At 36.0% G+C, this 12,577-nt stretch carries 16 protein-coding genes; 13 read left to right on the top strand and 3 right to left on the bottom strand.

Annotated features, from left to right (window positions below):
* Position 1: 1 nt before the first annotated feature.
* Positions 2-841: an amino acid ABC transporter substrate-binding protein gene (locus JEQ21_RS01710; RefSeq protein ID WP_199363706.1), complete on the top strand. Its 840-nt coding sequence runs from the start codon at positions 2-4 to the stop codon at positions 839-841.
* A 285-nt stretch (positions 842-1,126) separates the two neighbouring features.
* Here JEQ21_RS01710 and JEQ21_RS01705 read toward each other — a convergent pair whose 3' ends face one another.
* A complete protein-coding gene (locus JEQ21_RS01705; RefSeq protein ID WP_199363705.1) occupies positions 1,127-2,383 on the bottom strand; it encodes an IS110 family transposase in 1,257 nt (418 codons plus the stop codon).
* Between the two features lie 361 nt (positions 2,384-2,744).
* Between JEQ21_RS01705 and JEQ21_RS01700 the strand changes: the two genes are divergently transcribed.
* From JEQ21_RS01700 to JEQ21_RS01685, 4 genes are all read left to right on the top strand, one after another.
* Complete coding sequence (locus JEQ21_RS01700; RefSeq protein ID WP_199363704.1) at positions 2,745-2,945, top strand: ComC/BlpC family peptide pheromone/bacteriocin; 201 nt, start codon at positions 2,745-2,747, stop codon at positions 2,943-2,945.
* A gap of 182 nt (positions 2,946-3,127) precedes the next feature.
* Positions 3,128-3,319: a bacteriocin gene (locus JEQ21_RS01695; protein ID WP_199363703.1), complete on the top strand. Its 192-nt coding sequence runs from the start codon at positions 3,128-3,130 to the stop codon at positions 3,317-3,319.
* A 565-nt stretch (positions 3,320-3,884) separates the two neighbouring features.
* On the top strand, positions 3,885-4,622 hold the full coding sequence (locus tag JEQ21_RS01690) for a response regulator transcription factor (protein ID WP_199363702.1): 738 nt from the start codon (positions 3,885-3,887) through the stop codon (positions 4,620-4,622).
* A 10-nt stretch (positions 4,623-4,632) separates the two neighbouring features.
* Positions 4,633-5,973, top strand: coding sequence for a sensor histidine kinase (locus JEQ21_RS01685; RefSeq protein WP_199363701.1), 1,341 nt, complete (start codon positions 4,633-4,635; stop codon positions 5,971-5,973).
* A gap of 39 nt (positions 5,974-6,012) precedes the next feature.
* On the opposite strand, the gene JEQ21_RS01680 is transcribed toward JEQ21_RS01685, so the two are convergent.
* On the bottom strand, positions 6,013-6,156 hold the full coding sequence (locus tag JEQ21_RS01680; protein ID WP_199363700.1) for a hypothetical protein: 144 nt from the start codon (positions 6,154-6,156) through the stop codon (positions 6,013-6,015).
* A gap of 37 nt (positions 6,157-6,193) precedes the next feature.
* On the bottom strand, positions 6,194-8,344 hold the full coding sequence (locus JEQ21_RS01675; protein WP_199363699.1) for a peptide cleavage/export ABC transporter: 2,151 nt from the start codon (positions 8,342-8,344) through the stop codon (positions 6,194-6,196).
* A gap of 492 nt (positions 8,345-8,836) precedes the next feature.
* Between JEQ21_RS01675 and JEQ21_RS01670 the strand changes: the two genes are divergently transcribed.
* From JEQ21_RS01670 to JEQ21_RS01630, 8 genes are all read left to right on the top strand, one after another.
* A complete protein-coding gene (locus tag JEQ21_RS01670; protein WP_196091206.1) occupies positions 8,837-8,995 on the top strand; it encodes a hypothetical protein in 159 nt (52 codons plus the stop codon).
* 108 nt (positions 8,996-9,103) lie between these two features.
* Entirely contained in the window at positions 9,104-9,352 is a 249-nt protein-coding gene (locus JEQ21_RS01665) for a ThmA bacteriocin (protein ID WP_199363698.1), read from the top strand.
* 22 nt (positions 9,353-9,374) lie between these two features.
* The gene (locus tag JEQ21_RS01660; protein WP_196091204.1) at positions 9,375-9,569 is read left to right on the top strand and encodes a TmhB bacteriocin enhancer peptide; all 195 of its coding nucleotides are present in this window, start codon (positions 9,375-9,377) and stop codon (positions 9,567-9,569) included.
* Between the two features lie 292 nt (positions 9,570-9,861).
* A complete protein-coding gene (locus tag JEQ21_RS01655; protein WP_199363697.1) occupies positions 9,862-10,098 on the top strand; it encodes a hypothetical protein in 237 nt (78 codons plus the stop codon).
* 55 nt (positions 10,099-10,153) lie between these two features.
* On the top strand, positions 10,154-10,471 hold the full coding sequence (locus tag JEQ21_RS10180; RefSeq protein WP_196091182.1) for an IS630 transposase-related protein: 318 nt from the start codon (positions 10,154-10,156) through the stop codon (positions 10,469-10,471).
* Positions 10,472-10,500: 29 nt separating this feature from the next.
* Positions 10,501-10,821, top strand: coding sequence for a transposase (locus JEQ21_RS10175; RefSeq protein ID WP_199363696.1), 321 nt, complete (start codon positions 10,501-10,503; stop codon positions 10,819-10,821).
* A 586-nt stretch (positions 10,822-11,407) separates the two neighbouring features.
* Positions 11,408-11,947, top strand: coding sequence for a thioredoxin family protein (locus JEQ21_RS01635; RefSeq protein ID WP_233340689.1), 540 nt, complete (start codon positions 11,408-11,410; stop codon positions 11,945-11,947).
* Between the two features lie 425 nt (positions 11,948-12,372).
* A complete protein-coding gene (locus tag JEQ21_RS01630) occupies positions 12,373-12,552 on the top strand; it encodes a hypothetical protein (protein ID WP_199363693.1) in 180 nt (59 codons plus the stop codon).
* Positions 12,553-12,577: the final 25 nt, after the last annotated feature.

Below are 12,577 nucleotides of genomic sequence, written 5' to 3'. Positions count from 1 at the left end.
AATGAAACGTATCATCGGATTCCTGATCCTACTTCCCTTATTATTTTTGACGGCTTGTAGTAGCCGGGTGACCGATCCTAAAACAGATGCTTGGGAAACCTACAAGGAACGAGGAGAGTTGACCATCGGCTTTGATAACACCTTCGTACCCATGGGCTTCCAAGAGAAAAATGGAGACAATGTCGGTTTTGATATTGACCTGGCCAACCGTATATTTGAAAACCAAGGCCTTAAAGTCAATTGGCAACCCATTGACTGGGACATGAAAGAAACCGAACTCAACAACGGCACCATCGACCTTATCTGGAACGGCTACACCCAAACCGAAGAACGAGCAGAAAAAGTAAACTTCAGCCTCCCTTACATGGCCAATGAACAAGTCCTGGTGACCAAAAAAACATCCGGGATTCAGACCCCCGAAGCCATGAAGGACAATGTCCTCGGTGCCCAAGCAGGTTCCTCTGGCTACCTCAAATTTGAGGAATTTCCAGACCTGCTCAAGCAGTATGTCAAAAACAACCGAGCAACCCAATATCAGAGCTTCAACGAAGCCTTGATTGACTTGGAGAACGACCGCATCGACGGCCTCCTGATCGACCGCGTCTACGCCAACTACTACCTAACCCAAAAAGGAGTCCTTGAAGACTATAACGTCTTCCCAGTCGGCTTCCCAGAAGAAGCCTTCGCAGTTGGCATCCGCAAAACCGATAAAACCCTCCAAGAACACCTCAATCAAGGAATGGTTCAACTCTATCAAAACGGCCAATTCCAAGAAATATCTGATAAATGGTTTGGAGACGACGTCGCCAGCAAGCAGCTAAAAGAAACCGCTAAGAAATGAGAAATAAAAGAATAATAGTGAGAGGGTGAAAACCCTCTTTTTTGACCATTCAGGACGTTTCAATGACCGTTTGGGAAATGGAGGAGGAGTGGGAGGTTTATACGGTATACTAATAGTGTCAAGTTGCAACGGACAAATTTTTAATAAAGTCTAGTGGTGAAAAGTCAAGCTGAAAGTTCTGGGCAGTTACTCTTTTTTTCAGAAAAAAGGGTGCACTGAAAAGAGCTAGTGAAAAATGACGTTTTTCAATCAATTTTCACTAGATTTTCAAGGAGTGTGCAGATCCTAATAGGTATCTTCCATAAGCCTCCTTGGTGGCGTATAGAGTTGGCGGTTGCGTAGTAGTACATCCACCAGACGCACAAATTTTCTAGCAGTTAAGACGAGAGCTCGTTTATGTTTGTTTTTTGGTACTTCTTGACACTTCTTCTGGTAATAGGCTTTGTATTCTTCGTCATAACGTCTGACAGAGTTGGCGGCTTCAACTAAGTAATAACGTAGATAACGATTGCCTCTTCTCACAAGAGAAGTGTTTTGAGATTTTGAGTTTCCAGATTGCGATTCTTTCCAGTTAAGACCTGCATATTTAGCGACTTGAGGGTGATCATTGAATCGTTCAATTTGCCCAATTTCCGCAATAATGCCAGCAGCGTAGACTTTGCCAACACCGGGAATAGAGGTTAGACACTGGTATTCAGGTATAGTTTCGACCATATCCTCAATAGCTTTATCGATATCTTTAATGATTTTTTCAAGATTTCTGATTTCACGAACCAATAGTCCGAGGATAACATCGACAGATTCCTGTTGTAATTTAGAGAGTCGGTAACTCCCTCTGATTGCAGCTTGAATAGCTTTGGCTAGCTTAGTGGGGTCTTTAAAGCGTCCCCTACCTCTACTTTGTAAGAAGTCGGCAAGTTGGTCGAGAGGAATGGAAGCTATTTCATCAAGGGATAAATCCTCGGTCATTAAGCTCAGGATAGTTGATGAGAAGACAGAGGTGTTAAGCTCTTCCTTCTTGATTTCAGAAGAAAGTGTATTGCATTTATAGTAAAGATTTTCGATAAAGTGTTGTTTTGTATGGATCAACTGTTCCACCATCTGTAGTCTGGTTCTAGTGAGGTGTTGAAGCGCCATATACTTTTCTTCTTTAAGAAAAGCCGGCGAAAAGCGTTCAATACGGAAATAATCAGCGATATAGAAAGCATCAAGAAAATCGTTTTTATTTTCTTCGAAAGCTTCTCGATATTTCTTAATCTTATTTGGCTGTTCAACGACCACTTCAACCCCAAGCTGTTTTAACTGGCTGTCTTCATTGAAGAACATTGCGGGGTGAAAACTATAGAGACTCGTTGCCTCCATCCCAATCACAATCCTTTTAAAGCTATGTTTCTCATTGAGATCAATAACAGTTTTCTTGATTTCAGAAGCACCTGCTAAATCATTTGGAAGTGAAGCACTAAATGGTGTAGATGTATCACTCAACATAATACAGACATCTAGCTTGGTAGAGCTGACGTCTAAACCGACAAAACATTTCATGTGAAAGGTCTCCTTTCTATTAGATTTGGAAGTTTCCTTGACTACTGTAAGGTTCCCCAGAAGTCCTTCATTCGACAGCCTCGCATAATAGAATTCTCATCACCTATTCACAGGCCGCCTACTCTCTACTAAGAGCAGAAGTGAAGAGGTGGAAACAGCTAGTGGGTTGGAGGTAAAATGAAGGGCTGGGTAACAGACTTTGTAATGAAGACTGAGCAACAAGGAGGAGAAGAAACAACCAAAAGTCCTTTCCATAACTCTATTGTTCTGGGAAACATTGCAATAGTCAAGTATTTATACAATTAATGTTCAAACTGGGTTTTAATAACCCGCTAAACTTATATTACGAGGAGTGTAGATTATGAAGGATGTTAATAAATTTTCAGTATTAAATGCAGAAGAACTTGTTTTAGTAAATGCTGGAGCGCGAGTTGGCGGTGGAGAAGTGTTTACTGCTGCACTCGCTGCTTGTGGAGTAGGTGCTGCAATTGGTGGATTAGCTGGCTGTATTTTGGGAGCTCAATATGGCACAGCTTTTTGGACAGCCGTTCGTTTATCTTAAGTACGATATTTATATATTTTTGTTGAAATTTATATTCGAGATAGTTTTAAAATCTGATATGCTAATCCGATGAGGACAAAGTAAGTGGATCTGAGAATAGGATTGACATATAAAGATTTTTGAAATTTAACTAATATTAGTTTTAATAATTCGCTATACTTCATATTATGGGGAGGTTTATAATGGAGCAATTAAAAGTGGCTGACTTAAGAAATATAAGAGGTGGGGATCGATTCTGGGGGAATGTTTTTACCGGAGCTATGGGTGGAGCAGCAACAGGTATGCAACTTTGTACAGTTTCAGGTCCTGCTTATGGTGTTTGTGTTGGCGGTTTTACTGTCATAGGAGGTGCTATTGGTGGATGGAATACGTAAAAATATATACCTATTAGCAATCATATTAAATATATATACAAATTATCTTCATTACAACAATTTACGTTTAGTTATTAATTTAATGTTGTTACAAATTGTTTTTCTATTCTGTATTAACTATCTAACAAAAAAGTTCAGTTCTCATATTCCTATTGAACAGTCTAATTATCGTGATTCTGTAAAAAAATTGATTATTGTGTCAATTTCGCTTCTTTCATTATCAATTCTTGCCAATCAAGGAATATACACTCTGAATTTAATTATTACAGGATTTATAGCACAAAATATTGCAGTAAGCAATGGTTACCGGTTGGCAGTATAATATATATTTCTCCTTTGCATTCTATGAGGTGTAATGAAGGAAAATAAATTAGAAGCTTGTCCACTACATTTGTAAATTATGAGAAGTTTAAGAGAGAAAGTTCTCTAGCAAATAAAGATAGTCAAACCTCTGGATTTATCTCAATCCAGGGGTTTTTAGCTGTACTAAGGTTATTTGTGTTAGAGTTTTAATTATGATATTATTAGACTAAAGAAAAGCTGTGATTAGAGGAGGTCTTCCCATATGAATATTTTTATCTTAGAAGATGATTACCAGCAACAAGGGCGGATGGAAAATCTCCTTTATCAATTGCAGGAAAAACATGCTTTACCAGTTAAACGGCTTGAAGTATATTCTAAAACTGATCTGCTTCTACAAGCTATTCAGGAAAAAGGAAGTCACCAACTTTTTTTCTTAGATATCGAAATTAAAGGAGATACATTGAGAGGAATGGATGTTGCAAATAGAATTCGTCAACAGGATTCTCAAGCGCTGATTGTTTTTGTAACAACACATTCGGAGTTTATGCCCCTGACGTTTCGGTATCAGCTATCTGCACTGGACTACATTGATAAATCCTTAGATAAGAAAGATTTTGAAGCGCGTGTTGAAGCTGCAGTGCTTTATGCTCAGAAACAAGATCGGCAAACGGTCGCAGATACTTCTTTTAATTTTAAGTCAAAATATCAACAATTCCAAATTCCTTTTGAGGATGTCTATTTTTTGGAAACTTCTTCAATTTCTCATCATGTTATTCTCTACACTAAAACGGAGCGAATCGAGTTTTTCACTAGTATGAATGAAGTATTGAAACAGGAGTCTCGACTACATAAATGTCATCGGTCCTATGCTCTCAATCCTAAGAATGTAGTAAAAATAGACAAAAAGGAAAGGATAGCTCATTTTCCTAATGATTTGACTTGTTTTATTGCAAGGACGAAAATGAAAGAGACTCTAGCTAAGGTGGAGAAAACGGAATGAGGAGGGACTTTTGACTATTAATGTTGGATATTCTATTGAAGTGAGCTTATCTTTGATTTTACAAGCACTTCCTCATGTGCTTTCTGTATACATGATGTTAAAAATTAATAAGATTAAGCCTACGTTACAGTTGATTTTGAGGGGATTTTTTTTAAAGATCACAGTTATTCTAATTTTGTCTTTTCTCATCGACAGATTCTCTAGTTTTTTTCTATTCATTGCTGAACCCTTATTCTATTTACTGTTTTCTTATTATCTATTTCGAAATAGTCAAAAAAGCCTTATCATTTTTTATGGTTTTTTACCCGTTACTCTTCATAATATTTTTTATAGATCTATCGCTTTCTTCATATTTCCTTTCATTGGAATTAGGGATGGTGTAATAGGAGATGATTTAACTTTTGCTCTGATACAGATCTTATCTGCACTAATAGTCATAGCATTTATTCAGTGGTTAGATTATGATTTCCGAATGTTAAACAAAAGAAAGCTAGAACCTGATGACAGAATAATCATAATTTTTTTAAATTGGGCTATGGGCTTATACTTTCTAATAATGCAAAGCTTATCTTATTTTCAATATGAAAAAACTTTCGATACCTTTGAATTGAGAAAGTTAATCATTGTTGTGTATCTCATTCTCTTTATGGGGATGATCAAACAATTAGATGAGCATTTAAAGGTAAAACTGCAGGCAGAACTGAATTTTCAACAGGAACTACATCAACGAAATCTAGAAAACTATAGCCTCCATATGGAGGAGTTGTATCGTGAAGTTAGAGGATTTCGACATGATTACACAAATCTTTTGACTACCCTAAAAATGGGGATTGATGCTGGAGATCTTGCTCAGATTGAGGAGGTCTATCATTCAGTTTTAAAGGATACTGAGAAACGGATACGCGATTCTCATTTTGATTTTGGGCGTTTGGTCAATATTCAGGAACCTGCTCTTAAAAGTCTTCTAGCTGCAAAATTTTCAGAGGCGGGTGATAAGGGACGAGTGATGCATTTGGAAATTCCAGCTTCGATTCAACCTAGAGGGATGAAATTGGTAGATCTGATTACCGTGGTTTCAGTCTTGGTGGACAATGCCATCGATGAAACAACATCAGAAATTTCTATAGCTTTTTTTGAAAAGGAAAAAAACCAAGTTTTTATTGTTGAAAATTCAATTAACGAAGAAGCGAAAGATTTGAAATCAATTTTTGAGTTTGGTTACTCAACAAAAGGTGATGGGAGAGGTATCGGTCTTTACAATGTTCTTAAATTGATAGAGAAGTATCCCAATGTCACACTCAAAACTCAGAGCAAAGATTATCGATTTACCCAAATTTTAAATATCTTTTAAATAAAACTAGAAGCCCAGACTGATCCGAGCTTCTAGTTTTTATTTTGGTTTACCGAGGGCAATTTTACTTCCAGATGATTTAAATAGATTATGGAATGCAGATGGCCAGTCTCCTCCTTTGACTAACATTAATTCTGTTTGTTTTAAATTTTGAATTTTTGGATTTGAAACTAAGTTTGACATTTTGTGTCCTCCTCGAAAATTATTATTTTAATTCGGATTACTTATTGAATAACTCATAATAGTAGCCCTTAAGCTGCATTAAGTTCCAATGAGATCCAGACTCGACAATCTTTCCATTTTCTAAGACAACAATTTTTGGTGTTATCTCTGAAACTGTGAGTCGATGAGCTACGAAAATGATCGTTTTATCTTGTAACGATAAAAGATTATCCAGAACTTTTTTCTCTGTTAAGATATCCAGTCCATTTGTTGCTTCATCCAGAATGAGTACAGGAGCTTTGGTTAATAATGCTCTGGCAATCGCAATTCTTTGTTTTTGGCCTCCGGATAATCCACTATGATCGGTCAATTCTGTTTGATAAGCCATTGGCATTTTCAAAATATCCTGATGGATTTCAGCCAACTTACAAGCATCAATGATCTCTGTTTCATTTACATCTGTTTCGATACCTGAAAGTAAATTATCCAAAATGGTTCCGTTAAATAGAAAAGCTTGCTGCGGAACATAGTGAATATGCTGGCGTAGAATTTTCTTATCTATTTGATTTAACGGATGCTCGTTAATGTAGATGTTTCCGTTATAGGGGGTAAAAAAACCAACTAACATTTTGGCAAGTGTTGTTTTTCCAGAACCACTAACTCCAACTAAGCTTATCTTATCTCCTCTTTGGATTTCTAAATGAATATCGGTTAAGGTATCAGCGCCGAAACCATATCTGAAAGATAAGTTTTCAATTTTAATATTTCCATTAAGTGAACCAGGGATATAAGATGGAGATGACCTGAATTCAGGTTTTACTTGATAAACTTCGTTCAATCGATTATTGGCTACTTGGGCTGTTTGTAGTTTTGTTTGTAATCGAATGACGTTCTCTAAAGGTGACGTAAAGTACCCTAATAAAGTATTAAAAGTAATGAGCTGACCTATGGTAATTTTGGAATCAATCACAAGTTGAGCTCCTACCCAAAGAATGAGGATACTGAATAACAATTGAGTTCCTTGTTTTAAAACATCCTGAGTTATAGAGAATTTACTCAATCGTAATGATTTACTTAGATAGGTTTCAAAATCATTTTCAATTTTTTTGAGTCGCCCCTCTTCATTGGTTAATGCTTTTATCGTTTCAATCCCTGTTAAACTTTCGATAATACTTGAACTGACTTCAGAGTTGCTTTGCATCACTTCTAAATTCATTTTCTCAAAGGGCTTTACAAAGAAAACAATGATGATGGTATAAATTGGGATAGCAAGCATGGAAATCAGAAATAGTTGCAGATTTTGATAAATAAGAGCTCCACCAATTAAGAATAGCATTGTAACATCTAAAAAGAGGGACATAACCGAGGAGGCTAAAGCATCAATGATTGAGTTTGCATCTGTAAATCGAGAAATAATGTCACCTGACTGTCTCGTTTCAAAAAAGGACATTGGGAGTTTTAAAACATGCCGGATGTAATTTAGAATGATATCTCTACTTAGTTTTTGATTTAAGTGTGTCAGTAGGTATTCCCGTGAAAAAAGGAATATTTGTTGTAATAAGTAGGATAGTGAGAGTCCGATTGTGATAATGCTAAGTGTTGAGATATTTTGCTGAGGAATAAGCTGATCTAGTATGAATTGTAGATAATAAGAACCGCCAATATTAATCATGGTTACTAGAATACTGGTTAAAACAGCTCCGAACACGATTCTTTTTTGTTTATAGATAAGAGGGAGTAATTGCTGAAGTCCCTTTTTTTCATCCTTGTGAGGCTGGTAGTTTTTGCCTGGTTTTAAGAAGATAGAGACTCCAGTCCATTCTTTTGCAAAGTCGGACTTTGATTTTTTGGTAATCTTGACAGTTGGATCTGGATCACCAATTACAATGTCTTCGTTACTAATCCCATAAATCACATAGTAATGAAGAAGGGTCTCATTTTTTACGACATGAGCTATGAAAGGATAGGGGATATCTTCTAAATCGAACAAACTCATATCTGCTTTTACAGCTTGTGTCTCGAAATCTATGGTTTCTGCAGCAGTAACAATGCCGAGTGCTGTAGTTCCATCTTTATTTGTTTTAGCTAGATCTCTTAGATGAGCAATAGAGTAGTCGGAACCATAAAACTTTGCAATTGAAGCTAGGACAGCAACTCCGCAATCTCTAGCGTCTATTTGAGCTACAAAAGTTTTGTGAAATTGTTTCAAGCGAATCACTCCCTTAAATTATGGCTAAAATCCTTCGATTTGTTATAGATATAAGATAACATAAAAAGCGTTCGATTTAGGATAATTTCCTAAACGGTAGCTCAAACTTCCTGAACGGTCATTTCTGAAGCTAAAAAAGAGTTTTGAAGAGAAAAATGAGATATTTTTTACCGTTCAGGAAGTTTCAATGACTGTTCAGGAAATGGAGAAAGTCCAATTATAAAAAATGATATAGTTATAGTGTCAAGCTGCAACAGGGAAAAATTAAGGATTGCGAGGTGTCTATACATGGATAAAATTATTTTTGAGGTTAAAAATGGAGCTAACAATATTAAGGTGAAATCCATAATTGAAGGCATTTTTGTATTGATATTACTACCTGGACTTATGTAGGGAATGTTTTATGTAGGGCGTTTGACTGGCGAGGCGATTGCAAGTTGGTTTTGAAATTATACTAAGTAAAACTGATTATGTGGAAATGAGGTTAGCACTATGATTGAATTTGAAGTTATTAAAAATAGTAATTCTGTAGAAATTTCTGAAGAGGGACTTCTGAGAGTTGCAGGAGGTGTTGGAAGGATAAGCGGTGGAGTAATTGATCTTGGAATTCGTTTCGGTAGTGGGTTAGTTTTCGGTCTTTTCAACCATTAATATATACTAGAAAAAGAAATTTAGGATCATTTACGTGTAATCTAAGGAGTATAACTTCTGTTGACCATGCCAATGGAATATTTTAAAAGAAATAGGAGGGGTTATTATATGGATAACTCAATTCAAAATCAATTTGAAATTATGAGCATATATGATATTGCAGCTGTTACTGGGGGATATTCTGGTAATGATTGCCTGAGAGATATGGGAGGATTTGTTCTGTCTGGTGCAGGTAGTGATGCCTTATGGGGTGCTCCTGAAGGGGGTATTGGTGCTATTCCAGGTGCATTTGTGGGTGCTCATGTAGGAGCGATTGCTGGTGGTTTTGCATGTATGGGAGGAATACTAGGAAATTAGTTAATTGAAAGGGGTAGTTTTTATGAATATTTATAAAGCCTTTAAGCCTTTGTCAGATATTACTTTATCCGATGTAAAGGGAGGTGACATTAACTGGGGCTCTGTTCTGGGACACTGTGTTGGAGGTGCAATCATTGGTGGCGCATTTTCAGGAGGTCTTGCAGCTGGAGTTGGCTGTGTTGTGGGTGGAGGAAAGGTGATTATAGGTGGCCTATAAAAATCTGCTTTTCTTAATACTAATCTTGCCCAGCTTGCTGATAATATTGTATGGTATGAAGAAAAAAGAGCATAAACTAGTTATTGCTGGGCTGATTCCACTTCTGTCTCTATTATCATCAATTATTGTTGATTGGATTTTTGGGTGAGAAATTATATTTTTAGTGGAACGTATTCAAATTAGTATTTTAAGACTTGAACTCTTTTCAGTTTATTATAATGGCTAAAGTTGAAGGATTAATTGCATATGATCCAAATCGTTCAAGATACTAAAAAAGAAGGAAGGAGAGCTTATGAGTAGAGGTGATATACAATCTTGCTTACTGGTTCTCTATGTAGTCTACCTAGTTTTAAGCATTGCATTTAAGCGTTTTCGTAACAAAAACTATAGAGCTTGTTTGTTTATCTTTATTATTGCAGGATTGAATTTGATTGTAGGAGTAGGTGATGGAATTTCTTGGGTTCATTTTTTAGCCATATTTTTGCCGATTTCAGTTTTGTATGAGATTGAACATCAGTTAAAGAAATAGGTGTTTGTATGATATACTCTTTGAGATTATAAACTGTATGTGATATACTATTTTTATGGCATACGGAATTGATTTTAGAAAACGTGTCCTTGAATATGTTAAAGAGGGACATACACGTAAAGAAACAGCAGCTTTATTTAATATTAGCACCAACACTTTATACAGTTGGGAAAAGCAGGAGAGAGAACTCGGTCACTTAGAACGTAAAAAGCGTGTTGCTAAATCCAGAAAAATACCTTTAGATAAATTACAAGAATTTGTAGAAGAACATCCAGACGCTTTTTTAAGGGAAATTGCAGAACATTTTTCTTGCAGTATTCCTTCTGTTTGGTCTGCCTTAAAACAAATAAACATCACTTTAAAAAAAAGATAACGAGTTACAAAGAACAAAATGCAAAGAAGGTGCAACAATATCTTGAATCACTAGCCGTTTTGAAAGACTTTCCAATTGTCTATATTGACGAAACAGGTATTGATACTTATCTATATCGTAAAAATGCCCGTGCACCCAGAGGTGAAAAGATTCACTCTAAAATTAGTGGTCGTCGTTTTGAACGCACTTCTATTGTATCAGGACAAGTTGGTCAGACTTTTATAGCTCCAATGATTTACAAAGAGAGTATGACTAGCGATTTCTTTGTAGAGTGGTTTAAACAAGAGCTTCTACCATCTTTAAAGACTCCTCATGTCATTGTTATGGACAATGCAAGTTTTCATCCCTAAGAAAATATTAGATGAATTTTCTATCGATGCTGGTCACTTCTTTTTACCTCTACCACCGTATTCTCCAGAATTAGATCCCATTGAGAAAAGTTGGGCTATTTTAAAAAAATCAGTTACAGAATTACTTCGCAAAATGGACTCTATAACTGATGCAATAACATACTATTTAAAAACTAAATAACTATAAACTAAAAATCGAGTGGCTCTTATTGTAAACTTTTTTACAGGTTATTCGAACTTTAGACATCAGTTAATTGTGGAGGTATGTAGGGAAGATAAACAGTGATGATTCATCCATCATGATTTTGGACACTCTTCCCTATTTTTAATACTGGAATTAGAGGTGTGAGGATATAATGAAAAAATATACAGTTATATTAATGTCACTGATATAGTCTTTTAGTTTGCTTTTAGTACAAGGCAGCGAGTCGCAGGCAGTACTAAAGTATGGCAAGACGAGCTAACACAGTAATAAAAGATAAACTAAAAGAGTATACTACTTATTTGTGTTTACAATCCAATTGTTCTTCATGCTGATGAGTTAAATACTAATAATTCGATTGAAGAGTACTCAATCCAGTCCTCAATGGAATCTCAAGATTTTGGCTTGACAAATGACGAAAAAGTGGCTTCAGCAGAGCTAGGTGTCGAAAGTTTAGAAATAAGACCTGAAAATGCTGAAGTATTAGAGGAGTCAGTTGCAGAAGAAGAGGTAGCTATTCAAGATCATAGTCCTAATTCAGAAGTAAGTGATAAAAATAGCGAGGAACCTGCTGAGATTGAAGACGTTAGTTTTGAAGAGTATCTCAATAATGTTGCAGATTTTCGCAAAGTAAGCATTGAAGAGGTGCGTCGATCTTTTGAAAATGATCAACTAGAGCATACTCTTTATTTTGGAAGAGGAACTTGTTATCATTGTCGTGTTTTTTCACCTGAATTAAAGATATTTAATCAACTGATCGATGGCAATTTGGAGTACTACGACATTGATGGAGCAGATTTCGGGGAGGAAGCAAAGGATTTCTTGTTTAGAGTTGTTGGAATTCCTGGTACACCTGCCTTGCTACGCATGTATAATGGTAAACCGCTGGCTGCTTGGGTAGGTGGAGGAATAACCGCTCAATAATTATACAATCATTTATATGCAATTAAAATTGAAAATCATGATCAATCAAATGAACAATCCGATACTGAGTTTGAGAATGAAAGGGAGAATTCCAAAGGTTCTATACTGATAACTCAAAACATTGAAAAGGAAAAAACATTAGATGTCGATACGAGAGTTACTAAAATTCAAGATGGATTCGATGATCGTGTTCGGATAAGGCCTTTATCTGCCAAAGAAGAAAGGATTGAAGTTCATGAGAGTTCGAATCGTCGATTACCAAATACCTCAGGTCATGGGAATCTATTCTTAATGATTTTTGGTTTTCTATTTTCATATTTAGGATTTAAAGTGGTTCAATTTAAATCTCGAGCAAATAAAATTATTTGAAAATATAGAGGATAGGATAGTTCTGAACTGTGATTTTCTCAACGAGGAGGTATCTTATGAAAAAAGTCGCACTTGTTTGCTTTTTGCTCTTGATGACTACTTCGATTATCTACCCGCTGCGTGAGTATTTGGGGTACACAAATTTGCTTTACTGGTTGATTTCATCCGCTGTTTTTTTGGCAGATTACCGAATTTACCGCTGGTTTATCGGGAAGGTTTCAGAGGATAAGAGTTAGTTTTGAACTGCCTTGGGAGAGGAAG

This window comes from Streptococcus sp. 121 (assembly GCF_016458205.1).
Classification (GTDB): domain Bacteria; phylum Bacillota; class Bacilli; order Lactobacillales; family Streptococcaceae; genus Streptococcus.
Note: the sequence above shows the minus strand (reverse complement) of the source record. Positions and strands in the feature narration are given on the sequence as shown.